The following is a 25,863-nucleotide window of genomic DNA, read 5'->3' as shown; positions in this document are numbered from 1 at the left end:
GGAAATAACAGTGAGTAGGTGGGGTGGCTAACACCCCTTAACCAAAGAAAAATAAGGTCAAGGGGTGTTAGTGGTACTCGAAGTTGATAATGAGAGGGTCACTATCAGGCTCAATCCAGAAATTGAGACAGTTTTCTGAATATTTTTCGGCATTGTCGGTGAGTTGGGCACCGTATTCGTCGTAGCCACGATCCCAGAATCCGGCACCATGATGGTCACGGGTGAGTAGGAAATCATGGCCGTGGTGCTCCCAATCTGGGCATAGACCATCAACAATGAGCTTGTTCATTGTGGTGTAGTTGTCAAGGAAGAAGTCGAGACAGTCTTTAACAATGGCTTCATTGGTGCGGAGTTGATTCATGAGAATGTCGGTATAGGTTTCTTGACCTAAGAAGAACGCTTCATCAAGAAATATAGGTTCGTTATCTATTGTGACGGTGGCTGTGAAGATAGCAGCCTCGCAAAAACCGGTGATAAACGCAGCTTGGTCAGCAGTGAGTGTAGGTAGGGTGCCTGAGGTGCTGTTAGCAGTGGTATCAATCATGATGTACTCCTAAAAGGTTGGTCACATCAGCAAGGATGCGATGTGGTCTTCGATGGTGCGTGCAGCAGGACGTGCACCAAAATCTGAGATAAAGGTGGTTTCCACCAGCTGATCAAGAGTGTCTGAATCAATATCTGCAGGGATCTGTGCTGCGTAATGCGGGTGGCTAAGCAGCACGGCGTCACGGCGACGCTGGTAGAGATTGTCCAGAATCTCACGGTAGGTGCCTGCATCAATGCGGTTGAAGGCAAAGATATTCTGGAAACGGTTGAGCAGTTCAACAGGGAAATCCTTGGACATCAGTGACTTGAGGCGTTCCTGTGCACGCGGATCAGTTGCTGCTTGAGCAGAACCGAGGACACCTGAATTATCTGAATCGAATCCAAAGCTGTCACGACCGATTTTGTCGCGGGCTGCATTGGTGGTGGCAATGATAATGGCCTGAGAGAAATTCAATGTCGTGCCATTAGCCATCGCCATAGTGCCTGTATCAAGAGCTGCCATGAACAATTGCTGGAAATGAGGGTGAGACTTCTCAAATTCATCGAGCACAATCACCTGACGCGGATTAGAAATCAGCGGGTCGAGTGGTTTAGCACGCTTAGAATTAGAGCCGATATAGCCATCGGATGATCCGATAAGGCCAGTAATGGACTCAGGACTAATGTATTCGGGACCATTGATAATGATGGGATCGCCGCCATTAATGGCGCGAGAGAGAATACGCGCCATTTCTGTTTTACCCACACCAGATGAACCAGCAAACACCCAGCTCAATGGTTTGGTGCGAGGGAAAATACCAAGCTGTTCACGCTTGATAGCGGTGAGTACTGGCTCAATAATATGATCTTGACCAAACAACGTTTCGAGTTTGTCACGAGCATCATCAGTATTGATGGAGGCTGGCACTTGAGAGCCAAAGGCAAGTTTGCGAGCGGTGTTATGGATGTGCCTTTCTGACACAGGGAACTTGAGCGACGGCGCAATGACATGGTTGTTGATCAGACGCTGTTTCTCCATAGTTAGGGAAGCCAACGCCTTATCAAACAGCGTCAGTGCTGCATCAGGTTGTGCTGTATTGCCTGGGTTGAATTGCTGCGAGTAGGTGTAGACATAGCCCAGTACGTCGTCAGATACCGTGACAGCGTTGTTGAAATGTTTGAGGTAACCATCACGTGCAGCATGAAGAATAGTGAGCGTTTGATCTCGATCAAATTCATCGACATTTACTCTGCTAAAACGGCGTTTGAGGGCTGGATCATGATCGAAGTCACGAGCTTCCTGGGTGGTGGTGGCACCAATAACACGAAGGTCACCACGGGCAAGATAGGGTTTGAGAATCTGAGCAACTTTGGCTTGCGATCCACTGTGACTGGACTGATCACCAGCAATTTGGTGAATCTCGTCAATAAAGATAATGACTTTGTTACTCGGGTCGGTCGCATACTTGATGAGATCCAGAATGCGTTCTTCGAGCTGACCAACAACGCCAGCACCAGCAACAAGCTCTGCAATGGAGACATCAAGAATACGGTGGCCGACAAGCTGATCGGGAATAGATACGTCATCATTGGCAAGGCGGCGCGCAATATCTTCTGCGATACGGGATTTACCTGTACCGGCAGGCCCAACGAGTAGCGCATTGGGCTTATTTTTACTGATCAAAATAGCGAGAGTTTGATCAATAACATCATCGCGAAACAGGGCTGGTTCATCATCTTTATGACGTTCGTTAAGGTCGATGAAACGGGTCTCGTCATTGGGTGCGCTTTGCTGCTGCGGTTGCCCTGGAAAAGGGATCATAATGGCGCCCGGAGGGAGACCCTGCTGTGATGAGTGTGAGGTGGGGGCAGATGGCGGTTGAGCGGTGGGGTTAGCTGGTGCATTTTGCCTAGGATCGCTATCAGGGTCAGTGAAATCGTGAAAAGGCACGGTAGGGGGTTCTTTCTTGTAGTGGTTGGTGGTGTGTGGCAATCCGCGAGAGTTCACTGACCCTAGATGGATCAGCTGCTATTTTCCGTGTACGCCGAGTAGTCGGCTGTGGATATAGGGGTCGAAGTCAACCATTTCATTTGCGAAATGAGACATATCTCTTCGAACCATTGACCAGCTGCCGTAGTCAGGCAGGATTGGGACGTAGAAAATAGAACTTGGGTGGTCGATGTTTAAGCCGCGATTCGGCATGAATCCGAAGTCAGTTAACACAAGATTCATGCGTTCTTGGCGCTGCGGATTGATCTGGATGTAATCCCAAATCTGGTGATAGTCAGTACCGCCAGAGACCTTTGGGATGGCCGAAATAAGAGCTGCCAATTGCTGTGGTGTTTTACCCTTGGTCGGCAATAGTACTTCTTCGGAGAGCACGTGAGAGAAGGTGGAGAAATAGAGGTTGATGTCCAGTTTGGTGGCAAGCTGCATGAGCAGAACCACAGAGTTGCGGTAGCTTTCTTCACTAATCGAACCAGAAGTATCTACATAAACATGCAGGTCAGGGTAGAAGAGCTTGCTCTTAATGGTGCCAGGGACATTAGGGTTATCCGGGTGTCGGCGAGAAGCTCTGGTCAGAGACTTCTTCTGGTATTTCTGAGGGTTGTGCGATTGGCGTACGTGAGTGAGTTTGCGCAGAACCTCTGCGACAGAAAGCACGATAGTCTGTGGTGAGGGGAGTGCCTTGGAAAAGTCGTTTTCTTGTGAGGAACGCTTCTGCATGTTGTGGTGATCTTTTCGAGCACGCATGGCCTGCATTTGTGCTTGCATCCCGAGATGCTGAGCAGATTGCAGCTTGGAAATTGCATTTGGCGACATAATACGAATAGACCCTGTTAACGCCGCATTAATTTCCTTCCATTTCTTCTCAATGTCCTGGGAGGATGCATGAGCATGAGCTTCAGCATTAATAAACACAATGGTCTCCGGCATGATCCATTGAGCCACACTAAACGGTGCTAGTGCACAGGTGGGTGCATCATTGTTAGCACGAGCATCATCGTGATTGAGTTTCACCCAAGAATGCAGCAGGGAAACAAGTACGCGGGGGAATGAATAATCATCAGTTGTCTCTGCTTCATTTTTGCGTAAGAGAAACTCGGCGGTGAGATTATCAATGGAGATGTTACGCATTGATTGGAACCTATTAAAGGTGTTGTTGGAGATGAGTGATGCCGAGTGCAGTGTTGTTGCTTCGTTAATAAGGTAATCAACAAACTCAACGAATTCTGCGTTGTTAAGGAATACCGCACCGTAGGTATAAGGGAAAAACACTGAGGCAAGAGAAGCGAAAAATACCTCATAGGCTGTGTGAATGTCGTCAACAGTAATTGGGGCACTTGCAGTAACTGTCAGTGGATTGTTCATTTTTGCAGTGGTGGACAAGATGTCTTTAGCAGATGGGATAACGTCATTGGGCACGGTGTAAATAACGTTGTTTGCCGGTGCTGGTAGACGATTCGCTTTGAGCACTTGGGAGATAAAGAGTTGGTCAACAATGAATCGGCGATCAAAGCCAACATGGTTAGTAAGCTGCGAAAGTAGACCCATCATGTCACGGTTGTAGCCTTGATGATTTGCCAGCATTGAGTCTGGGGTAATCGCTAGAGCAAGATGTTGTGCTAGTGCTGCTGCATCAAGATCAACGGTTGATCCGTTTTCGGTGGCTGTGATAGTGACTGGGTGTTGCGGATTGATTGGATTGAACAGGTGGTTGGAGGCTAGTTTTTCTAGCACTGAGGTGTGTTCGTAACCATGTTCGTCGGTGGTGGCGTTACCGGTGAGTGGTGGTTCAATATCGAATGGGCTAAAAGTATGAGGCGCGTGATTTGCGACGCTGAAGGTAACCATGAGGGGATCGCTTTCAATTACTAGTGTCAAGAAGGGTAAGGGTGCGTGGACAGGATTTAGTGTCTACTCCACGCAGGTAGACAGATGACTACCTCAGCTGCCAAAGGTACTTAGGAAATTGCTTTAACTTTCCAAGAAGCCCAAGACAGCGGGACCGAGATTTCGAGTCAACGTTGTATCCTGTCTGGTCAAGGCGTGATAGTTTGCCGTTGGTACAGGACCGAGTGAAACAATTTTGCTGATTCTGTCTTTGGGCAGTTCATCAAGTACGCCTTCAGATGCAAGGTGAGCGATGATGCTTGGTGCAGCGTTGTTTACAGTGTCATGGAGGGCAAACAACAAGACATCGGCGCGGTCATTGAGACTGAGTGTGTGAACCTCTTGTTCCAGTACAGTATTGCTTGGTGCAGCAGCGAGTCGGTCGTAGACAAATGGTTTGATTGGACCACTAGGAGCTTGCGATGCGGAGCTCAGCAGATCATTGGTCATTTCGCTGAGGACTTCTGCGGTAAAAGCGGTATCGCCGGTGTGAGATTCGAGCGTAGCCTGCAGCAAGCTCATGGATCGAGCAAGACCATCCACCTTTTCTTGTAGAAGTAGACGAAGAAAGTCATCATCGGCGTTGTTGAGCCAGACGGACAAACCTTCGATAGTTCTAGGTGCGGTAAATTGAACCATGTCTTGGTCTGAACCGAGCACAGCGTTGAAGTCCATCATTTGCTTCGCATTGGTTGTATGGTCGTCATCATCATCGCCAGTGGTAATAAGAGCAGTAGCAGTAGTTGGCTTCATGAAGATGTATTCCGGGTATTTGGTCAGCACGGTACGGATGTACTTGTTGAGGCGGCCGCCCATGATGTTCATGAAGGTCTCTGCGGATGGCTTGACCTCATAGAGGGAGAACCTGGTCAGAGATGCTGAATCAAGGTGGGTGACATTACCGGTGAGGTTTCCGGTGACAGCAAGGCGGACATTGGGTGCTAGATCGGTGGTACCAACGCGACGCTCAGTAGAGATAGTCATCGAGGCAGAGGTGACATCCGAATCAGTTCGGTTAATCTCATCGAGAAGAATGACGACCGTTTCGTTTGGGTTTGCTAGTGCATAGTCATTTGCTTCGACGAAGGTCGCGTGCGGGAAAAACATCTGCTTCCACTTGCCATCGGCAGGGTCCTGCAGGGTGCGAGCGCCCGTGAGGTCACCCTTATCGGCAAGGGTGTTAACCGAGATACTGAAGACTTTGTAGCCTGCACGTTCGCCGATGCCGTAGATGAATGAGGTTTTACCGATACCTGGTTCACCAGCAAGAAACGGCACAATGCGGGTGTCTTTGAGATCAAGTTCAACGATGCGAGACAAAGTGTCGTCAAGGTAGAGAGACATAAGTTATGTAGTCCTTAAAAGTAAGTTGTTGAGTAATGAGAAGAGTGAGTGTCGCGCTGTTGTTTCAGCACAACAGATGCGTGTAGGTAGTGGCTATCTGAGCCAGGCCACAAGAGAACAACGTGCGATCCGCACCGCAACACGTGCCGGTGCGATCTCACATAATCCCCCGAACACAGCTTCGCTGTGTTGTCTTTTCACTGACGCTGCACCATGCAGCCACCGCCAGAAAAAATCAACCAACCTGACTGCCTGACAGGTCAGACCACAGGGGGAGAAAAAGAAACGCCTTTACTCGACGATGACGTAGGGGAGCGCATCAATGTCGATACTTGAGAGCAAATCGGGGTCGTCCTGATCGAGTTCAGCACGAAGCTGAGTGCGAGCGCTGGTGATTGTGCGTGCTGCGACCAGGTAAATAAGCGGTAAACGATTATGTTGGTCAGGGATGGTGAATTCGAATTCTTTAGCCATAATAAGTGTTCTTTCTTATGCGAGGTGTGTGGAGAAGAGAATGTGATTCACATTTCGTTGGGTCAAGAAAATAGTGTGGGTAGATATGACATAGACCTGCTCATAATGGGCGGAGAGCAGGTCTGGTTCTGCACGTGCACAGGTAGTGATGCTGGTACGGGCGGTCGATTGTGGTGAATCAAGTGAGTCATGGTGGGGTACTACATGATCTGTTCGACTTTGAGGATGATGGCTCGTGCTATGGCAATGACTGCACCCCAGCCACGGGCAGACTTATCGTCAGTCATGTGAATGATGTCGGAGTACACGCAGCGCTCACCGAGGATATGCGTCCCAGTAGGGGAATCAGTATCAAAGACAAGTGCAACGGTGTGCTCATCAATGTGGTGCATGACCAGTCCGGGTAGCAGGCCATAACCAGCACCGCCCAGTGCTGCGACAATGACATCAAAAACAGCTACATTGTCTTGCGCATAGCCAAACACATCGCCGATTTGGTCGAAATCATCGGGCACAAGTGCGTGCGGATTGTCCTTTTTGGTTAGTGACGTAGAGATGATGGCGTCGCTGCACTCACCAAGAACGTGTACTTCTTCGACATTAAGGATTTTTTGAGCGGGAATACGCTCAGTTGCGTTCCACACGTTGATGGCTGAGCACAGCGATGGTGCAGTGACCATGGTGACCAGGAGAGTGGTGTCGGGGTGGCTCCAGCTTTTTCGTGGAGTTGGCTGAGATCCAGTAGTGACTGTGGAGATGATGCGGAATTTCAACATGGCGAAAAACGCTCCGTTCAAGTGGTGAATAGGTAGTGATTAAAATGAGTACGGAAAGAATTAATTATAGTGATTATTTAATCCGTTGCTATACCTAGTAATTAACTATTACTTTATTGTGCAATTACCGGTCAAATCACATAAATAAACTCCGATATTTTAATCAGATAAATAATTACTAATAACAAGCTGATAGAAAATGTAAAAGTGCATGTAGCTCCTGTAATTGTTCGACAAAGTGTGCATATCAACAATTAGTTGGAAAAGTGTTGAATAATTTTGTTTCCCCGACATTTACAATGCTGTGCTACTTAATTTTCTACTGTTTGTTATGGGGCGGAATGCCCACTAACTATGAATGGTAGCGCGTTCCTTATGTTTAGAACAAGTGTTTTAATAATAAATCTAATTTTCACCTCCTAGAGGGGGTGTGGCTGGTGGGTTATAGATTTTAAAACTGTGTTCGGACACCGTGTTTTCTTGGGGTAGTGCACGGTAGTGATGTGGCGAATCTGCTGCGCTGGGCTGGGGTTGTGGTTGTTGGTGGACCACATGAGCTGAGGGGTTGTTGCTGTGTTGGTCTCTATTATGCCGGGAGGGTACGACACGGTAGTCGCCATTGTCGGGGTGTTCTCGCATGTCAAGGCAGGAAATAACCTGATACATCAGATACGGAACGCCAGATCGCTCCTCATCATGTTTGCTGCGGTGAGTGATCACGCGAGTAGCGACAGCGAACAGAAGTCTGATGATGTGATCGGAGTTGATGGGTTTGTCGAGACTGATCGTGGTGGGATGCATCCTCATAGTGGGGAGCAGTAGATTGATAATGACACCAATTTGGCTGAACTCGAACCGGGATGCATCATCATAGAAGTCCGCAAGTGTTTTCGAGTAATGTTCGGCAAATAATCGACAGGTCGAGTCGATGACTTCATCGTCGCGAATGCGCTCAGCATCGCTGAGATCTGGTGGCATCAGTGCATTGGGTGTGATGGTAAGTCCGGCACCGGTTTTTAAGTTGGGTGCAACAGTTTTAGCTAAGTCTGCAAAGACGTTTTCCCATGTAAGTGGTTGATCATTCAACCATGGCACAGCACTTGTGTTAGCAGATTCACTGTGATGGAGAACATGCTCTGGGATTGGTTGTCGGGTGAAGGTGATCCACTGTGAGGTAAGAATTTCGAACCAGCGCTTGGGGTGTTTGATACTGGGTTTGTTGTGTACGGCAGGAAACGCTGCAAAATTCTCTGGTATCGGCATAACGAGGTGATAGCCACGACCACTCATGGACACCTCTGTGTAAAAGGCGGTGGGGGAGAGCGTGAGTAGTGTGGCTGCGACCTCGGGGGGACAGGTTTTTTCAATATCTAAAATAAGACAGCCATCTTGGACAGCATCGAGATAAAACGCATTGTTGGCAGCGGTGGGAATCTGTGTACGCAGTTCATCCAGGGTAAGTAGGGAGGTTGCTGCGTCTTCAATGCGGGCACCATGAATAACGGGGCTACCGTAGGTGGCCGTGGTCAGCATCTGTTGGACATTGATGGGGCGTTTGTTGATGTCTGAGATTGTCCAGGCGCGACGGCGGCCCAAGTGATTGATAAGCGGGTTGTGATAAAACGCAGGAAACTGTGCCACCGGATCAAACGGTGAGTTATCAAGCGTGTGAAAAGGGTTGACCATAAGTGACCTGGGCTTTGTTGTTGGTAGGTTGACGAAAAGTGGTGGGCGAAAAGTGGGTCGAGGTGGGCACACAGACCGCGCCTCGACCCTGGTGAAAAAAGACCCCAAACCCTGCAAAATGCGAGTCTGGGGTCTAAGGGTTGTGCTGGTTGTTATGCCGGGTAGGTGATGCCCTGAGCTGGCTGCGCTGGCTGACTAGGTGCAGCTGGAAGATCCCATGGGGATGCTGGCTCGGTCATATCAACTACTGGCGCGACAGGCGCCTGAGCTACAGCGGGAGCAGCCTGAACTGCTGGTGCCTGTGGCACAGCACCCGGAGCATCGGTAAATGCAGAACCGGCTTGTGGTGCTGGTGGCTGAACTGGTTGTGCCGGTGTTTGTGGGGCTTGGGTAGGCATTGCCTGCTGTACTGCCGGAGTTGGCTGGTTGAGTGGAGCCTGTGGTGCAACTGGCTGACCTGCTGCAAGAGGATTACCGGCAGGAAGTGGTGCCTGATACTGCTGCTGTGCTGGCTGAGCAGGTGCCTGAGGCGCTGCCTGCTGGAACTGCGCAACTGGTGCCGGTGCAGGTTGTGCCTGTGGAGCTGACTGCTGGTACTGGGGCTGTGGGGCCTGGTACTGCTGAGGTGCAGCCGCTGGGGTTGCCTGCTGATACTGAGGCTGCGCCTGATATGGCTGATCAGGTGCGCTATATCCCTGGCCTGGAAGCGGGAGACCGGATGCATCGGTGGTGGACTGGTCTTGTCCTGCAGCGACCTCATTAGGAACGAGCTGAATAGTGTCCTTTGGCGGTGCGTTAAGTACGATTCCGAGGGCAGCGAGCTTATCTGCATTGTAACCAGGGGTGTAGTAACGAATGGGCTCCTGCAGGAACACGGCGTTGAGGCGGGAGCCGCGATTAACCTGTGTACGTGGCTTATAGAACTCGATGAGAATAATGACGTTGAGCCCTGCGTCGAGCTCACCTTCGAGACCTTCAAGCTGCTCATAAGTACCATCAGCATTGGTGGATGGCACCCAAACCTGTGGTAGACGGTTGCTCTTGTTGTCAATGGAGAATTTTGGACCCTCTTCAGGACGCTTCTTGCCGACAAAGATTCGCTGCTCAAGGAAGAGTTCTTCATTGGTCTTTTGTTGCGGGTTGCCGTAGATGATTTCAGGGTGGCTCAAAGTCAGGGAGGTGTAGTCGAATTCGATTGGGTGAAGCCTGTCGCGATTACGGTTTTCGCGCTCGGTACCAGTAATAAAGCTTGCGATGCGGGAGTAATTAACCCGACCTTTGATAAATACCTGAGTGCCTTCTTTGAGGCTTGATGCCTTGATCTTTTCGGCGACTGGTGCTGGCTGCACAGGTTGAGGGGTAACTGGGTAGGTCATGAGAGAAAAAGCCTTTCGAGAACTGGGTGTAGTGATTTCTGTTGCAGGTTTATGTAGACGAAACTTTAAAAAACCTATATGTTAATAGTAACAGAAATTAATAAGATACTAGAGTTTAATTTGTAGTATCCAGGGAACATTAAACGGGTAAAGGTAAAGGACAAACGAACATGGCGATTAAAGGCGCAATGCCGAAAAATCGAGTACCAGGTGTGGCAGCAGGTGCGTTTATTGCTGCTGCCGTTATTGCAGGTGGATCAGGCGTGACCTTTCTCGCCCAAGGCGGTGGTGATGTCAATACAGTGGCCGTCGTCGAGCCACAGGACGAGGTAAAAAATCAGGTCGTGACAGAAACCGAAATTGTCACGAAGGTTCACGATCCTTCTTCATCTGACGCCAGTGATGCTGACAGCAACACAGGCACCGCCGAAGGCGCAGACTCAGATCACAAAGAACCCCGTGAGCACGACAGTGCTCAAGAGCCAACGGCTCCGACCGACCCCACCTTGACCATTACCGGCAACGGTGACACACCAGTATCAGCACTTGATGCTGTCGCAGGACCTGCCCGTCCAGGTACGGTGCACGTCATTGAGAATGGCGAAACCTTGTCCTCTATTTCTCAGGACAGTGGTGTGCCGGTTGGGTTGATCATTGATCGCAACAAGCTTGTTGATCCAGACCTGATCTATGCAGGCACGCCATTGGCGATTCCGACTGAGCAGGAACTTGCTGCTGCGATACAGTAATGTAGTGGTAGAGGGTTAAAAAAACAGCCATTAACGTTATGTTGATGGCTGTTTTTTGTGCTTAGAGCGTCGCTGCTCTCATCAGAGGGATATTTTCTGGCTTGGGTATTACAGCCTGCAGTGCAATATGAGCTGGTGGAATATCCCAGACCAGGGATGCACAGGCGAGCAGGGTATTTTGATTGAGCTCAGGGATGATTTCACCAGGGTCATGATCGCGTCGATCAAGACTCCAAGCAGAGAAATTACCGAGATTCCAGCCGTAGAGATCTGCCTGCGAAACCAACCAGCGACGGATGGAGCTCAGCGAGCCAGTAATAGTGGTGGCGCGTTCTTTGTGGTCATGGGAGGGATTGGCGTGGAGGGTGAAGAGTATGACAAGTGGTTGGGTGGTCATAGTTGGTTCTCCTTTCAAAGCGTGTGTAGAAATGCACAACAGCCCAGCAACATGATGCTGCTGGGCTGTTGTGGCGTGCGAATTGGTGGTTTTGTTTAGAGGGATCAGAAACCAGGCTGTTGAGACTTTTTCTGGGCCTCACCTTTCTCTTTTTCTAGAGCCTCAAAATCTGCGTTAATGAGATCCGGGCTGAGTTGCAATCGTGTTGCGATCTGCTCAGCATCAAGACCTTCATTGAGCAATTGCCCAATAACTGCACGTCGTGCTGCATAGTATGTGCCGAGATTAGACATGGAAGTGCTGCTTTCTTTTCTTGACCTTGTGGTTGATGGTGGTGGGGAATGCCTTGGCTGCGTTGATGACACCCGCACGCGACATGCCGCTTAGTCGGGAGATGACTGCCGGCGTAAGGCCGTGATAGAGCAGTGCACGGACAGCGGTGCCGCGTAGTTGCATAGTGGTGCGACGTTTCTTGATAAACCTCACTACATCACCCATTGTTGTGGCGGGGTTAACGCCTAAATCAGTAGGGGAATCAGCCGGAGTAGCACTGAGAATCCGATGTATCTGATTGGTGGTTAAACCAAGTACGTCTGCGATATTTTTTGGATCAACACCACGACGGGCAACAACAAGCAACATGGCGTTGCGCTGTGCCAAGAAGTCTTGATGCCGAGTATTAAGGTCATGCAGTGTGCGGGCGTAGAGTCCAATTTCAGGGACGGTCACTGAGCGATCGAGCTTGATCGAGAACGCCGGATCAAGCGTGGCAATTTGTTCCAGGGCCCACTCAAAAGGGTGGGTGTTTTGATGAGGTAACTCGTGCTTATATGGCTGCGTGATGACAAGGGTGTCATAGATATAAGCATTGCTTCGATTTTCATCGGTGATGACGGCGCCCGCCTTGAGATCAAAGGCCCTGATCGGCACAGCATGTGTTGGCGCTGGGTCAGTGCGCTGTAGTGCTGGAAAAGCGTCCCTCCACCCCAGGTGTGCGATGAGTTTTGCAGCCTCGTGGAAAATATCGCGAGTCATTAGGATGCCTTGCGGTTGGTCACGTAGGTGCGCATGGTGACAGTGGACCAATTCTCGGTGCCAACTTGACGAGCATTCTCCATAGACTGCGCTAGAGCGTCGATCTCATCACCAGGAATGATGACCCCTAGGGTGCGAGATAGGGTCACCAGTGCGTGCAGCTGGGTAAGGTGCCAGGACGCGATGCGCTTGTGGCTAGCTTCTTGCGATGGCTGAGGGCTAACAATGGCGTACCAGCGGGCAGCAAGCTCATAGCGATGAGCCGATGCCTTATTCAGTGCCATGTTGTAGAGCAACCCAAGTCGGATGTTATCGGTGGTGAACTCGTCATTGGATGCGGAGGTTGCGCTATTGAACCACAGCTTGTCGGGGAGCTGTGAAATCTCATTGTCACGGAGCTGTTCGATACCGCCACGTGCATCAATGGTGGCTTTTACCTCGGTTGGGCCGTCTGCAACACAATTGCGGACAAATGTGGTCTGCGCGCCGTTAAGGGAATTTTTGGACTTAAGGGGTGATGAGGTGGTCATGTAGTGACTGCTTTCTTGGTTGTGTGTGGTTCTAAGAGATAGTGGGGTTGAGATAGCGCTGTACGCCGGCTGATTTCCATGAAGCGATGCGGTTTAGTCGAGCACGGTTCATGGACATGCTGAGATCGTTGATGACTGCACGAGACAACGGGTTGTCGAAGTGAATACCATCTCGCTGTGTTTGCTCGTGGAGTTCACGGATGTGTTTGCGATGTCTAGCTGCGACGCTGCGGTAGTAGGTTGATTTAGCCGCATTGTCATAGATGAGCTGCTGTACCCTGGATAGACCCATGGCAGCGCGGCGTGCACAGTCGTGGTAGGCCAGCTCAACGAGCACTGCAAACTGAGGATCAGAGTCAATGAAATCTGCTGCTTCGTCATCTGCGCTGGTCACAGTGGTGCCGAAGAGCGCGTTAATAAGATCAAGCACATCGGTATTAGTGAGCTTGCGAAGATCGGTATCTAGCTTGTAGCCGACTGTGTGCATCTGACCTTTAAGAAAAAGTAACTGCACTTCTTTGAGGTCATTGCATGAGATGAGCGGAATTTTCCGCTTGAGAGTCTGCATCATTATTAGGCAGCCTCAGTCTGAATGGTTGGATGCACAGCACGTGCGATTTTCTTGTCAATTTCGCTGATGCGTCGGGTGAGCTGTTCGCGTTCAGCTCGAAGAGCAGCAATATCAATGCTCGGCGGTGCAGTGATAACAATAGGATTAAATCGCGGGGGAATAGTCGAAACAGCATCTACAGGGAATTCCTGCACATGGATAACAACGGGTTGAGCCTTCACACCCATGATGAGGGGGTACTGGGGTGATCCTGCTGCTTCTGGGAAATTGCCACTGATGATGCGGACATTATCACCCAACCACACCGAGTAATTTCTGCGTAAACGGCTCAGAAGTGTAACACCAGCGATGGTGAGTGTGTGTTTGTTGAGCACTGCCTCTGGGGTCACAGTGAGCTGCACCGTGCATAGCTCGGGTGTGGTGAATTCATCCCAGCCGTAGACATCCTTGAGTGCGCGTCTCACCGGTTGTTCTTTATCGGGGCTGAAATGCCAGGTCTTCGTTTCGGGTGACCAGAGACCGTTGAGCTTTCGAGCGCGGGCGGCAAAAGCCTTTGAGTAGGGGCTATGGACATGGAGCCGGCCTTGATGCTCGGCGATGCGAATAAGCACTTTAAAAGTCACTTTCTTTTCTCTAATTAAATTACAATAATAACGTATTAGTTTGTTTCTTGAGATGATTTATTTTTCTCAAGTGCGGTGCATCACTGCCGGCGTGTGCCTATGCTGGTGGTATCCGCGGATTGACTGTGCTTTAACTGGTCGTCTGTGTAGCTACAGTGTGCGTGAGCGTACTTGCGCGCGTTTGAGCGTAGACGTGGGAGCCCTACCAGGTCCCACTATGGTGTGCGCACGCTGCGACTAAAAAATGACATGACTTTATTATTGTTTTTGTCGAAGTGGTGTCGTTATTTAGGTTATTAAACAGTTTCGCTGTAGGTATTGGTGTCGTAGTTAAAAGTAGATATGCGACAGTACTTTTCATTAAGCCTAAGAAAATTCCTTTAATTGACACTTAATTGACCAATAAGAGTCGATTAGATTGCATTATTAGGTAATTTAGTGATTTAATGGAGAATAAGAGCAACTAGTGAAGAAAAGGCTTGATGAAAGAAGTTTTTTATCTAGCTAGATGTTCAATCACGAGCTTTAAGAAAGTATGTCAATAACTTTGACATAACCTAAACACAATAAATTATGTAGTATTATGTGACACTAAGTTATTACATTTATTACATGATTGGTTAGGACTATGGACATGGCCATTATTCAGTCGGTCGAATACACATCTGATGTCTCACATGAGCGCATCACCAATGTCGTCTCTGTAGGCGTGGTCTACGAGGGTAAACAGTATGTAGTGGACCTTAATGGTGACGACATTGATACTGAGCTCGATATGATCACGCTCAAAGAAGTCATCAAGATTGGTCGTGAGGAATCTGCACGCCAGATCCGTCGTGGATCTGTAGATGCAGAGCTGCACCGTAAGGCGCGTTTGTGGGCTATTGACAATGACATGGCCGTTGGTCAACGTGGTATCGTGCCACAGGAAATCATCGACGCGTACAAAGAGTACTGCGAAAAAGAAGGCATTCCTTTCGAATAAGAGCCCTGTGGAGAATTGTTGAACGGCACTAGAGGTAAATATCGAGACAGCACATTAATTCATGATCGCCCCCGCTGAGATTGTTGCTCAGTGGGGGTTTACGCTATGCCGGAGGCGCCTTAGGATGCTGGTGGTTCTTCATAGGTAATGGCAAGCCTCAATTTCTGTGCAATATCGTGCTCAAGAGTGGCACCGGCGCTACTCTGCCATCCCTGAAGCATGTGGACAGCATCAGCCTTGAGCAGCTTTTCGATACCGAGACGCAAGTAGTGGTCGTATTTGTGCTCAGCGTTCTCAGGCAATGGTGCAGTGAGCTGGGATTCATATTCGTCTTCAGCGGGGGAGAGTACGGTGTAGCCAGCTGCACGGAACTTATTAGCCGCTGCATGGAAGGTGGGGTAGTTGTATTCAGGGATACCTGTCATGGGTCCTGCGAGATACATGGCGATCTGAGTCATGGCGGTTGTCCTTAATTATTAGGCGGGATGAGGTCGCCGCGTTTCACGTCGCCCTCGATATAGGTAAACGATTCCTTGGTGTATTTATGTGTCATGACGTAGTAGTACTCGGCGCGGTAGTCAGTCATGCGCCAATCACAGTTAATGAGTACGTCGGCTAAGCCGTTGTCTCCGCCAGAGCCTGAGAAGAAGGCTGAGTTGGTGTCAAAGGTGACAACGCCGTAGCGATTACGGTCATGAACAATGGCGGTGTAGGCAGGATCAAGCAAAATGTCACGCAGTGCTGCGAAGGTCTCTGGGCGCTGCGTGCCGAGGCGATCGAGTTGGTGGTCGATCTGCTGCCAAAACCCCTTGGGGATCGGTGTTTGTGGGGCGTCGTGGTCTGACATGGTAAAGGTGTCACTTTCTTAGGGGATAAGACACACCCCAACCGGCACGATCATGCTGATTGGGGTGTGTTTGTGGTGTTGTAGGTGGTGCTGATTAGCTATAACGGTGCGATCGTGCCGGTCTTAGACTGGATCACGGCGCACGGCGTCGATGAGACGTTGCTGTCTATTTGCTTTACCGGCCAGAATCGCCGGCATATTCGCATCATAAGTATCAGCGGTAATAATGCGGTGAATGGTCACGGGATTCTTTTGACCAATGCGATGTAGACGAGCATTCGCTTGCATATAATGCTCGTTATTATCGGGCAGGTTGTACCACACCAAGCGATGCCCGCCGTGCTGGAAATTCAAGCCGTGACCAGCAGACGCAGGCTGCAAAAGTAAGACCGGAATGCGTCCCGCATTCCAACGGCTCAGCATGTCAGGCGACCCGTCAAAAACCTCCACACCCTGCACACCCGCCTGCGCCAGGTAATGAAGCAGGATTTCTTTGTCAGAGATAAAGCGATAGGCGACAAGCGTTGGGGTGGGTGTGTACACCTGTTTTCCGGTCTCGTCCTGGTCGATATTGACAGGTTCACCGCCGAGTGCAGGGTTGCATAAAATCTCAATGACTTTTCGCACCTTGTGCAGGTGCACAATCATGGTGGGGCGAGAGGTAATAGTGGTCATGGCGGTGTTGGTAGCGTCGATAACATCACGTGCAGTGCTGGCATCCAGGTCTTGGGACTGCGCAGAATCTTCTGGATCGACATAGACAGCACCACCTGCGTATTGCAGCAGTTTCATGCGCAGAGTCGCTGCGTGAACAGCAGAGATAACAACTAAGGTGCCAAGATCTTCTTGGCGCTGTACTGGCAGATCATCAAAATGATCAAGTTCAGCTGTGGTCACAGGCGCGATGGCGCGACCATTGGTGTCCTGGGTTTGTTGTATTGCCTGAAGCAGTCCAGCGGGGATGGCAGGGTTTGTTGGCTGTGATGACGCAGGTGGGGTCGTTGTCGCTGAATCAGCAGCGTCAGTGTCATCAGCGCCTTCGCCACCCTCATTCTCTTCAGCCATATCGAGCAATGCAGCAAGCACCGCGTCCTTTTTGAAGAGCTCGTAGTCGCGGTGCTCATCGTCGCTCATGTGTACCTCGTGATCAACAAAATGCAGCGGTGGCAGCTTAATATCCGTGTTGACGGCAGACATGACCAGGTGGCTAATAGTGCGGTACACCTCTGCTTCAGCCTGCTTGTTAGCCGGCTTCCAGCGACGCACTTGTTTATCGGTAATAATGTCGGGCGCACACCATCTGGCTCGGAATACGTCGATGTTGTCACCCAGGCTGGCACCATAATCTAGCACTGCGACTTGGGCGTAAATGGAGTCGAACTTGTTGGCGCTGGGGGTTCCGGTGAGCAGAATTAGTCTGCCGATATAGGGTCGCACAGAAAAGAGCGCTCTAGTGCGCTTGGAGGATATATCAGAGATTGTCTGTGACTCATCAATAATGACTGTCCAAAACGGCCACCTATCACCAAAGTAATTGACAATATCTTCGAGCAGATTAATGGTGATGTAATACAGCGTTGGTGGTGTGGTCGCTGTTTCCTCATAGAGTTTGAGGCGTTTGGCGCGGGTGAGTTTGGTGCCGCGCTCATTGGTGATCAGCGAGATTGCGTTAACAGGGATATTCCACTTGCGAACCTCTTCGGGCCAGGTGAGTCGAGAGATATTTAGAGGCGCGACAACCAGAATGTGTCCAGGTGGCTGGATATAGGTCAATGCGGAGAGGGTAGTGAGTGTTTTGCCGCCACCCATGGTGAGGAAAATGCCGGAATAGGGGCGGTCAATAATAAATTGACGAACGACTTTTTGAAAAGGTTCAAGGGTGTTTTCGATGACGACATCCCAGGGCTCAGAATGAGTGTCTGCGCTGAGCTCAGGTGTTGTGCCAGGTTGGGTTGTTGAGGTCATAGCAGTAGTCTCCTATGCTGCACAAAGAGGGGATTAATACATATAAGTATATTTTAAAAAGGATGAAAAAGAACCCCTCTGGGGCGTGTGGCCGGGGAGGGGTTCTATGTGTCGTGTTTTAAGTTAGGCGCAGCCCTTATTGGGCTGCCGGTGGGGAAAGTCTTGGACAAGTATACCTTAACGGTGTTTGTCGCAATCACAGGGCTTGAAGAATCCATAAGCGATCATCAAGCCTACAGGGAGAATAAACACCATGACATACCAGTCAAACCCGCGCTGTGTGATCAGTGAGTACACCGCGATGGATAAAACGATAGGTAGGATAAAGAGTGCAGTGCTCCACACCTTGTGCCAAATATCGACCAAAGGATCTTCCTCATAAGGGCACGCTTTGCGCATATTGGCTTGGTAGAACCCGATAATGAGGATCATGAGGCTGATGTAGATGGTGATGGTGTAGACCCAGCTGATCTTAAAATCGAAACCGTCAATGGTGTAGGTGGTTCGATAAAACCATGGTGGCGTGGTCATCAGGCTCGCAAAGATCGCGTAGACAGGCGGAGCGATGATGTAGGGAACATCGTGACGAGTGATCATGATGACCAGCTCTCCTTTTCTTTTAAGAGTTGTTAATAAATTAAGTTTCTTGAATGAAATCGTTTGAAGCATAGCAAGCACCCCGGACATACGCCCGCAAGGAACCCCACACTTCACCCTCCTCTCCGGTTGCGTGTTTCACGCAACACCCTTAATTAAGACAACCACCCATGAGAGGCTATTAAACCTGCTCGTAGGTGGTTGTTGATGTAAAAATCTGTGTAAAAAATGTCAATTTATAGTGCTGGAACAGCGCTATATGTGTTCGCTTTTGTGTTTGAATTAAACAGGTCAAAGCGCTCGGGAACAGGTATCTTAGTGCTGAGAAACGTGAGCTCTAAGAGTGATTCCACAGTGTGATAGTTGTGTCGGAAATGAGTTACGTCGATGTCTCTCGCATCGACGACGAACACTAATGCGCCATGATTTATAAGTCTGTTCATGACCTCCTTTTGGCGAGTACGCGGGTGTGTTCCTGGACGCTTGAGTTCCACATAGACGGTTAATGGTTGTCCTGCTGCGTTAATACCCTGCAGGATGCGATCAGGCACGCCGGTGACACTTGAGGTGAACTTTAAGTACATGATGTTGTGTACTGCACAAGCATCCTGTAAGGCTTGTTCGATGACTGTCTCTAAAGGTCGAACAGGTGCGTGTTTTGTGGTGGTGGACGTGGTGGTAGACATGACAAAAACCCCTTGATGTAAAAGCGTTGGTAGTACTGAATTTTACCAGCTTTACCAGGTCTTTTAGGTCATCAAGGGGTCTACCCAGCGGTAGTTAAGCCGGGATAATGTTGTGCCAGGACTTGTTGTAGGACGAGATCGCCATGTCAATGTAGGCATCCTGGTCAATAGCGCCCAGTAATGCATTAATCACATCGTCGTTGGGGTTATGCCAAATGGTTTGGTTAAAGACCACGACAGGCAGTGCTGGGTCTTGGCCAGTGTGCTTGGTGACCTTGAGATCCTTTTCATGGCGCAGCGATTCCACATCAGCTCCTGCAATTTCTAGTACATGCTTGGCTACTGGGTCAGCGTTGGTGGAGGCCAGGCCCTTCTTTCTACGTGAATCAGCAGAAGCCGGTGATATGGATGCAGCTTTTGCTGCGGCGATGAGCACGGGGTTGGCGCCAATAACATCAAAGACAGCCTGCTGCGTATCTTGTCGCACATGGAATGTACGCGTGTAATACTGCAGCAAAGAGGGCACGCGCTTATCCACAGTGGATTGAGTCGGCATGACCTCGGCCTTATTACCATAAGCATCAAAGCTCAAGGTTGGTGTCGCAATAGTGCTGGTATCTGTTGCAGGGTGGGTTTCTTCTCCTTCTGTTGCAGGGATATAGGGGACAGAGAATAGGAAGGTATTAGAACCGCGTGAAGAGGCCAAAATGTTTTGGTAAAACGACAGCAGCTTTTTCGGCTCGAATTCCTTGTGCATAGTGGCGACAATCTTCGAGACTTCGTGGCGGTTCATGGGTTGATCAAGAGCCAGCGGTACACCCTCAAGCTCAGGTGTTTCTGGAATCTCTGGCACAGTGTTGTTGACGACGAGCTGGAAATACTTCACCAGCACATGGTCAACAAAGGCCGGGTGATCTAGTGAGTTCCGAGAGTTGGGTCCATCCCAACACGCCAAGTCACCGGCCGCATTGATGTAGCCATTGCCGAGAAATTCGGCACGTGAGTTGGAATCCTTGGAGACAATATCCAGTTCTTCAGGCTCAATTTGCACACCGATGGCTGTAGCGTGTTCATCAAGAACGCGCTGGTTAGTCCCCATATCGAGTACGGAATACAGGCCATCAGTGTTAGTGGAAATAATCGTTGCACCAGCCAGTGATTGAGCTTGCCCAATTCTCCAAGAAAATAGCTGCCCAATAATCCTCATGGCAATAACGCGATTGTTCATGAGGATCGGGGTGTCGTGACCAGCATCAGCAGCACCGGTGGCCGAGTTAAGAATCAACTTGGTACCTTCGCGCAAAATCCCTAGACGTTGCTTTGTTTCTTCATCAATGGAGGGGTCTTTGCGCTGTGCGCCATAGATCTCTTTTTGTTCGTAGATTTCACGGTAGCGGTCACGAGGGCGCCCGGTTTTCTCATCAATACCTAAGTCAGCATTGGTAAATGCAGCCATATTGGTGAGCAAGAGCGGATAGTAACTGCTAAAGTCCTCGTGAATAGCAGTACCCACAGAGGTGTAGTTGTACTTCTTCTCAAGCGAGGAACCACCAGATTTTGCTACGGGAAACAGCTGTGGTGTTTTGGGTTCGCTACGCCAGTACGCCACGTTGTCTCGGAGTGGGTAGGACGCAGATGCCAATACAGATTTGTGTTTTACGGTCATTGATTCACCTGTTGGTAAAATAACCTCAACCGGTTTGTTGCGAATCCACCATGCTGCTTGAGCGACAAACTCCCACTCATAGGTGACCCCGGTTTCGGGGTTGTATAACTGAGGCGACTTAGCGATGAGTTTTTGATCGCTAAGTACATTCTTTGCCCAGGCGAGTGCGTCTTGTGCAATCTGGTAGTCCGCCGATTCAGGTTCGGCTTGGTGGGCTGCGTAGAGAGCCGCTAATGTCGCATCAAGAATGGCGAAGAATTCACGGGTTGCCACTGTGTGTAGATCTTGATCATGGTCAAAACGATCTTCGTTGTATTCCGCACCGTGAATACCTCCTGTGGAGAAGTTAGCAAAGCCACGAGTAGGTGAACCATCTGCACGGAAATACGGCAGGGTGGTTGGGCGCTTGCTCACAGCAGCGACTGAGGTGATCTTGTTGAATTTCTCTGCGGATGCAGGGGTGAGCGGTGGGTAGATCACTGTGAGATGCGGATGGGTCACCGCTGGGTCAGCGTCATTGAAGCGGCGTTGAATGGGTCCCCAGGCACGGTAAAATGCCTGAATATAGTGCAGCTGCTTGCGCATAGCATCCACCATCTCATGATGATTCGGAGATGAGATCTCTAAACCTCGATCAAGTACACCGCGAATATCATCACAGAGTGCAACCAGATCGTCAAAGCTCGATACTGCGCGAGGGGTCATATCCGTAGCATCGTTGATGTAGCTGCGATCCTTGGGGAAGATCTGCTCAAAACGTGTACGTACATCATAGAGCGCATACCCAGCTGCATCGAATGCGACAACCTGGTTGAGATAAGCACGTAATTGGTTAATCTGGGTATCAATAGCCTCATTGTGACTGTTGAAGTTGCGACCCTCAATATCAGCGTAAAAAGCAAAGACCTCATCAAAGGCAGCACGTGCTTCCGGGTCGGTGATGTTGTCATAGAAGAACTTCTTTGACTCATCAAGCACGTTGACTTGTTTTTGACCTGTTGCTTCGGCGACTGCTGCATCCGGGTACAAGTAAGACACCACCGGCATGTCGCCAATCGCATCAGGGACATCGCGGAGTGGGCGATATGGCGCCAAAATACGCGCTGCGAACTGAGCTGATGAGGTATTAATCGTTAGGCGATCTTTACGCATCTGCGTGGATGGCTGACGGAAAGTACCATCATGATCAAAAACAGTCTCTGGGTAGGTGCTCAGTAGACCTGCCCGCAGATCGAAAGAGCCGGAGTACACCGGGTCCTCAGCGAGCAGTCTGGTGCCCACCACGTCTGAGACGTTGTAGGCAATGAGATCAAGTACATCCTCGTTAGTATCAACATGGGCATCATCACCAGAGAGACGATCAGATTCGAGAATCTGGTGACCGAGGAGACCAAGCAGGCGCTTGAGTCCAACAAAGAGCTGTTTTTCATTGAGGCGTTGAATATCAATGTGGCGACCCGATTTGAGCATGGCGTTGCGGAAACCCGATGCAGCTCTGAGTCCAGCACCGCTGTCGCGATCCCAGAGATACTTTGGCATGTTTTTGATGAACTCAGGGCTAAAGAGCTTGTCGTTATGCGCACGAAGTTCCTGTGCGGTGATCACCGGGAAATACGTCGGTGTACTTCCGATATTTGAGGTCAACATTGCGAAGTACAGGCTGAGCAAGGTGGTGTCATAGTTGATCGAGTTGAAGCCAGCAGTAAAAGGGTGAGCGCTTGTTGGATCATAATTCACATCGAAGTCCCTGGTGACCAAGGTTGCCTCGGCAAACTGCTTGGCGAGATGGTTGTGGCTCTGGTGCTCAGGTACCTCTCCGCGCACACTAATACCCCCGAGTAGCCGGGCAAGCAGCACGTTAGACTGCCAGCGTCGGTTGGCGTTGGTGTCACCGAGATTGTGGAGGGCTACATCTGCGGTTGTAATGGGTGAGCCTTTAATTTCTGCGAACGCAGGGTTTTGCTCAATGATGGCAGCCATAACAGCATCGCTGCGCGTTTGATCGAAATAATCCATTGAGTGCGGCAGCACCGTGATCTGAGGGCTGGTTGTGTGATCGAGCAGGTAAAAGACATCGACGTGGTGGGACAGAGAATCGTAGGTTGCTACCGTGAAAATATTGTGGAGCGACTCAATATCGAAAAAGATGATGCGAGCGTCATCCATGGTGATCGGATCAATAGATGTTTTGGTGCCGGGGTAGATGGTTGGAGCGGACATGATAAATCTTTCTTGTGGTTGTTAAGGGGTGGGTGGTGTGGGGTTGAGCGGCGCTGCAGGGGGAGTAGCAGGTGTTGTTAGAGGTTTGCGGAGCAGTCCTCGATAATTAGCCTTGAGTGGTAGAGGGAGCCCCTTGTTGACGTGACCTTTAGGTACAGTGGCGTTTTGCCACTCGGTGAGGTCATAATCAATGACTAATGGCTCAGGAACGGCCATATCGCCACCGGGACGCTGTGCTGTCAGCGGATACTCCCACTGACCGCTATCAACGGCGATGGTGGTGATTTTTTGAATGAAGCTGCGTTTGCCGAGCACAGACCCGGATGGGCTGTCACGGTCAAACCACTTGCGATAAAACTCGTAGAGGAATTGCAGGGGAAGAAGATCCCAGACAAATTGATCGCTGAATTCATTCCAGAATGCGCGCACAGGATCGACAAACTCTTTGTATTCATCCAGCACAGCGAGAGCTGCAGCAGGGGTGGAGAGATTGTCGTAGTTCATATGCAGTACGCGGTGCAGTACATATTCGAGGACATCAGTGCGCGACATGTAGTCGTCTTTGATGTACTTGCGCTCGGCACCGGTGAAGCTTTTCTCAAACGGCACAAAGAGTTGGCGCCTGAAAAATGACTCCGACTGGTCTTTGACCTTGGGGAAGCCGTTAATACACTGCACCATAAAGCCATAAAACTGATAGCTGAGCATGGTTTTGTGCTTGCGGTTAATGGAGATGACGTCATTGGTGACAATCGCTTTAAGGTTTGCTGACTTTTCTAAGAAGGCGCCGACATCGTTCTCATCAACAAGGATTGCTTGTGCACGAGTCAGTGATTCAAGGTGGAACTCTTTAGAGAAGTCCGAGAGCTGGATACTGGTATAGGCCTCTGCGCCCAAGATGTTGCGCATGAGCTCAACGAGCGTGCCTTTACCGTTGTTGCCGGCCTCTGAGTAGAACCAGGCAGACTTGTTCCAGGACACATAGGGGCGCACGATAGCGCCGATAATCTCCCACAGCAGGTTAACGACTTCAGGGTCATCGGAGAGATCGTTCATCCATGATTCAACATCCCAGACAGAGCCATCCTGGGGATGAGTGATGACAGGGTTTTGTGCATTTGGGTTGTAGTTCACTGCAGATTTAGCAAGAAAGACAAACTCTTGAGAAAACGGTTCTAGTTGTTTAGTCGAGTAATTAAAGATGCCGTTTTTCACGGGAATCAAGTCACGCTGCTTGTGGCGGACTTTACGAGGTGCAGCATCTGAGAGTGCCATCTGCAGTTCTCTAAACTGCGCTGAGGTGAGGTCAGGGCAGTATTCACGGGCTACGCGGCGTATTTCAGCCTCTGAGGTGCGATAGATCCCGTAATGCTCGCTGCGTGGGTTGGGGTCGTAAATAGCCAACATATCGCTGTCAGGATCAGAGTTATGCGATGGCGCGATGTTGATAATCACATGCAGTCTGCGCATAAGGACAGCGACATGGGAGAAATCGAGCTTAAAGATAGGTGTGTAACGCACCGCAGCATTGGCATCTTGGGCACGTGTGTTTTCTCTGGCAATAGCAACGTTAATGGAGTTGACCACTTGATCAGCAATGTCTTCGCTGGACATGGTGACAACATCTGGGCCTAGTCGATTAATGCAGTCATCAATGGCAGTACGCGCAATCATGTTCACCTGCTTAATGATGGTGAATTTCTTCTTGGGTTGCTGGTTGGGGTCAGAAGTACCGGATGCGGCTGAATCGACTGTAGGGGAGGTTGCTGGGTCGTGGCTGTCTGTGGTGTCAGACATAAGGTGAACATCCTTTACTTTTATTTTCGATTGTGCGGTGTAAGTGGGTGGCATCCACACAGCCGGGGTCGGTGAAAAAAGCACGAAGTGAGTTGCTTTTTCTTGTGCACTGTGGGTGAACAACGGTGCGGGTGGCCGTGGAGCCGAAGTACTTAATTACTTACTTTCTTTAATCAGAATATAACGAAGTTTCAATTTAAACAAGCTTAGTAATAAAGAAACTCAACGGTTTATTAAGACGCATTTAGCGCACAGTTGCACGTGCACACATATGCGCGTGGTGGGTAGGGGAGTGCTGCTGCACGTGATCGAGCGTTACGAACCATAACTGTGTGCGTAATGGAGTGAGGGGAGTGTTTTAGAGGCTGCAGGTGCACGCCGACTGATAGGTTTAGTCAATTTAAAGGGTGCTGCGGTGGGGTCGATTTATGGGACGGAAATTCCACATAATGAGATGAACGCTAAAAAACCGTAAAAACGTGAATTTAATTCGAGCGTAACGTTACGTATCGTTACGTTCCGTTACACAGTGTTACAGCACTAAAGATGCACGTCAAAGACCCTTTTATTATATTAAAGTTAATTCTTAAAATAATATAAGCGTTACATCAAAGTTACATGAAAAACACACTGTGAACTGCATGAATGTAAAAGTGTAACGTTGTAACGATACTGTGCATGTTTTCTATACGCGCGGGAGTAGCTCATACAGGGTTATCTTATTTACCTATCATCACCACTGTGCGGAGTGGCAGTGCTCATGTGCACGCTTATGTGGTCGTAGGTAGTAAAACGACATGACATGACGCGCATATGTGCTTTTATGCACTTATGTGTCCTATATCATGTTTATATGTTTTCTCTCTTTCTCTTCTGTCTATATTAAAGTTGCAAAAGTATCGTTACAACGTTACAAACCACAATTTTAGAACTATAGAAGCAGGTTAAAGCGTACTTTTAGGTGTAACTTTAGCTTTTTCGTATCGTTACACCGTAGCGCTACAGATTCACCTTTACAGCAGCTCAAGGCATGTTTTTGAGGTGTAACGATACGTAACGTTTGTAACGTTACGTTCATAATTAAATTCATATATATGGCTGTTATGCACACATTTGTTC

The 25,863-nt window shown here is 49.6% G+C and carries 23 protein-coding genes; 2 read left to right on the top strand and 21 right to left on the bottom strand.

What is annotated here, in order from left to right:
- Positions 1–67 precede the first annotated feature (67 nt).
- From CGL_RS08805 to CGL_RS08770, 8 genes are all read right to left on the bottom strand, one after another.
- Positions 68–544: a hypothetical protein gene (locus CGL_RS08805; protein ID WP_011014607.1), complete on the bottom strand. Its 477-nt coding sequence runs from the start codon at positions 542–544 to the stop codon at positions 68–70.
- A 21-nt stretch (positions 545–565) separates the two neighbouring features.
- Entirely contained in the window at positions 566–2,347 is a 1,782-nt protein-coding gene (locus CGL_RS08800) for an ATP-dependent Clp protease ATP-binding subunit (RefSeq protein ID WP_227747665.1), read from the bottom strand.
- Between the two features lie 207 nt (positions 2,348–2,554).
- Positions 2,555–4,411, bottom strand: coding sequence for a hypothetical protein (locus tag CGL_RS08795; protein WP_227747664.1), 1,857 nt, complete (start codon positions 4,409–4,411; stop codon positions 2,555–2,557).
- 93 nt (positions 4,412–4,504) lie between these two features.
- Positions 4,505–5,764, bottom strand: coding sequence for an AAA family ATPase (locus CGL_RS08790; RefSeq protein ID WP_011014604.1), 1,260 nt, complete (start codon positions 5,762–5,764; stop codon positions 4,505–4,507).
- Positions 5,765–6,055: 291 nt separating this feature from the next.
- A complete protein-coding gene (gip, locus tag CGL_RS08785; protein WP_011014603.1) occupies positions 6,056–6,238 on the bottom strand; it encodes a gyrase inhibitor Gip in 183 nt (60 codons plus the stop codon).
- Positions 6,239–6,438: 200 nt separating this feature from the next.
- Positions 6,439–7,014 (bottom strand): hypothetical protein, encoded by a 576-nt coding sequence (locus CGL_RS08780; RefSeq protein ID WP_011014602.1) that lies wholly within the window; start codon positions 7,012–7,014, stop codon positions 6,439–6,441.
- A gap of 405 nt (positions 7,015–7,419) precedes the next feature.
- Positions 7,420–8,700, bottom strand: coding sequence for a hypothetical protein (locus CGL_RS08775; RefSeq protein ID WP_011014601.1), 1,281 nt, complete (start codon positions 8,698–8,700; stop codon positions 7,420–7,422).
- A 152-nt stretch (positions 8,701–8,852) separates the two neighbouring features.
- Positions 8,853–10,076: a hypothetical protein gene (locus tag CGL_RS08770; RefSeq protein ID WP_011014600.1), complete on the bottom strand. Its 1,224-nt coding sequence runs from the start codon at positions 10,074–10,076 to the stop codon at positions 8,853–8,855.
- A 170-nt stretch (positions 10,077–10,246) separates the two neighbouring features.
- Here CGL_RS08770 and CGL_RS08765 point away from each other — a divergent pair, with 170 nt between their 5' ends.
- Positions 10,247–10,825, top strand: a complete 579-nt coding sequence (locus CGL_RS08765) for a LysM peptidoglycan-binding domain-containing protein (RefSeq protein WP_011014599.1) — start codon at positions 10,247–10,249, stop codon at positions 10,823–10,825.
- 61 nt (positions 10,826–10,886) lie between these two features.
- On the opposite strand, the gene CGL_RS08760 is transcribed toward CGL_RS08765, so the two are convergent.
- The 6 genes from CGL_RS08760 to CGL_RS08735 form a co-directional block, all read right to left on the bottom strand.
- Complete coding sequence (locus tag CGL_RS08760; RefSeq protein ID WP_011265806.1) at positions 10,887–11,222, bottom strand: hypothetical protein; 336 nt, start codon at positions 11,220–11,222, stop codon at positions 10,887–10,889.
- A gap of 104 nt (positions 11,223–11,326) precedes the next feature.
- The gene (locus CGL_RS08755; protein WP_011014598.1) at positions 11,327–11,515 is read right to left on the bottom strand and encodes a hypothetical protein; all 189 of its coding nucleotides are present in this window, start codon (positions 11,513–11,515) and stop codon (positions 11,327–11,329) included.
- A complete protein-coding gene (locus CGL_RS08750) occupies positions 11,508–12,257 on the bottom strand; it encodes a hypothetical protein (protein ID WP_011014597.1) in 750 nt (249 codons plus the stop codon). The genes CGL_RS08755 and CGL_RS08750 overlap by 8 nt, the downstream gene beginning before the upstream one ends.
- A complete protein-coding gene (locus CGL_RS08745; protein WP_011014596.1) occupies positions 12,257–12,787 on the bottom strand; it encodes a hypothetical protein in 531 nt (176 codons plus the stop codon). The genes CGL_RS08750 and CGL_RS08745 overlap by 1 nt, the downstream gene beginning before the upstream one ends.
- Positions 12,788–12,818: 31 nt before the next feature.
- Positions 12,819–13,358, bottom strand: a complete 540-nt coding sequence (locus CGL_RS08740) for a hypothetical protein (RefSeq protein ID WP_011014595.1) — start codon at positions 13,356–13,358, stop codon at positions 12,819–12,821.
- A 2-nt stretch (positions 13,359–13,360) separates the two neighbouring features.
- Positions 13,361–13,981 (bottom strand): hypothetical protein, encoded by a 621-nt coding sequence (locus tag CGL_RS08735; protein WP_011265805.1) that lies wholly within the window; start codon positions 13,979–13,981, stop codon positions 13,361–13,363.
- Positions 13,982–14,615: 634 nt separating this feature from the next.
- Between CGL_RS08735 and CGL_RS08730 the strand changes: the two genes are divergently transcribed.
- Positions 14,616–14,966 (top strand): histone-like nucleoid-structuring protein Lsr2, encoded by a 351-nt coding sequence (locus CGL_RS08730; protein ID WP_011014593.1) that lies wholly within the window; start codon positions 14,616–14,618, stop codon positions 14,964–14,966.
- 119 nt (positions 14,967–15,085) lie between these two features.
- Here CGL_RS08730 and CGL_RS08725 read toward each other — a convergent pair whose 3' ends face one another.
- From CGL_RS08725 to CGL_RS08695, 7 genes are all read right to left on the bottom strand, one after another.
- Positions 15,086–15,424: a DUF4406 domain-containing protein gene (locus CGL_RS08725; protein ID WP_011014592.1), complete on the bottom strand. Its 339-nt coding sequence runs from the start codon at positions 15,422–15,424 to the stop codon at positions 15,086–15,088.
- An 11-nt stretch (positions 15,425–15,435) separates the two neighbouring features.
- Positions 15,436–15,813, bottom strand: coding sequence for a hypothetical protein (locus CGL_RS08720; protein WP_011014591.1), 378 nt, complete (start codon positions 15,811–15,813; stop codon positions 15,436–15,438).
- A 123-nt stretch (positions 15,814–15,936) separates the two neighbouring features.
- Entirely contained in the window at positions 15,937–17,778 is a 1,842-nt protein-coding gene (locus tag CGL_RS08715; RefSeq protein ID WP_011014590.1) for a DEAD/DEAH box helicase, read from the bottom strand.
- Positions 17,779–17,955: 177 nt separating this feature from the next.
- Entirely contained in the window at positions 17,956–18,375 is a 420-nt protein-coding gene (locus CGL_RS08710) for a hypothetical protein (RefSeq protein ID WP_011014589.1), read from the bottom strand.
- 236 nt (positions 18,376–18,611) lie between these two features.
- Positions 18,612–19,061, bottom strand: coding sequence for a VRR-NUC domain-containing protein (locus tag CGL_RS08705; RefSeq protein WP_011014588.1), 450 nt, complete (start codon positions 19,059–19,061; stop codon positions 18,612–18,614).
- Between the two features lie 94 nt (positions 19,062–19,155).
- Complete coding sequence (locus CGL_RS08700) at positions 19,156–22,947, bottom strand: hypothetical protein (protein WP_011014587.1); 3,792 nt, start codon at positions 22,945–22,947, stop codon at positions 19,156–19,158.
- A 21-nt stretch (positions 22,948–22,968) separates the two neighbouring features.
- Positions 22,969–24,744, bottom strand: coding sequence for a DNA primase family protein (locus tag CGL_RS08695; protein WP_011014586.1), 1,776 nt, complete (start codon positions 24,742–24,744; stop codon positions 22,969–22,971).
- Positions 24,745–25,863: the final 1,119 nt, after the last annotated feature.

The organism is Corynebacterium glutamicum ATCC 13032, assembly GCF_000011325.1.
GTDB lineage: Bacteria > Actinomycetota > Actinomycetes > Mycobacteriales > Mycobacteriaceae > Corynebacterium > Corynebacterium glutamicum.
Note: the sequence above shows the minus strand (reverse complement) of the source record. Positions and strands in the feature narration are given on the sequence as shown.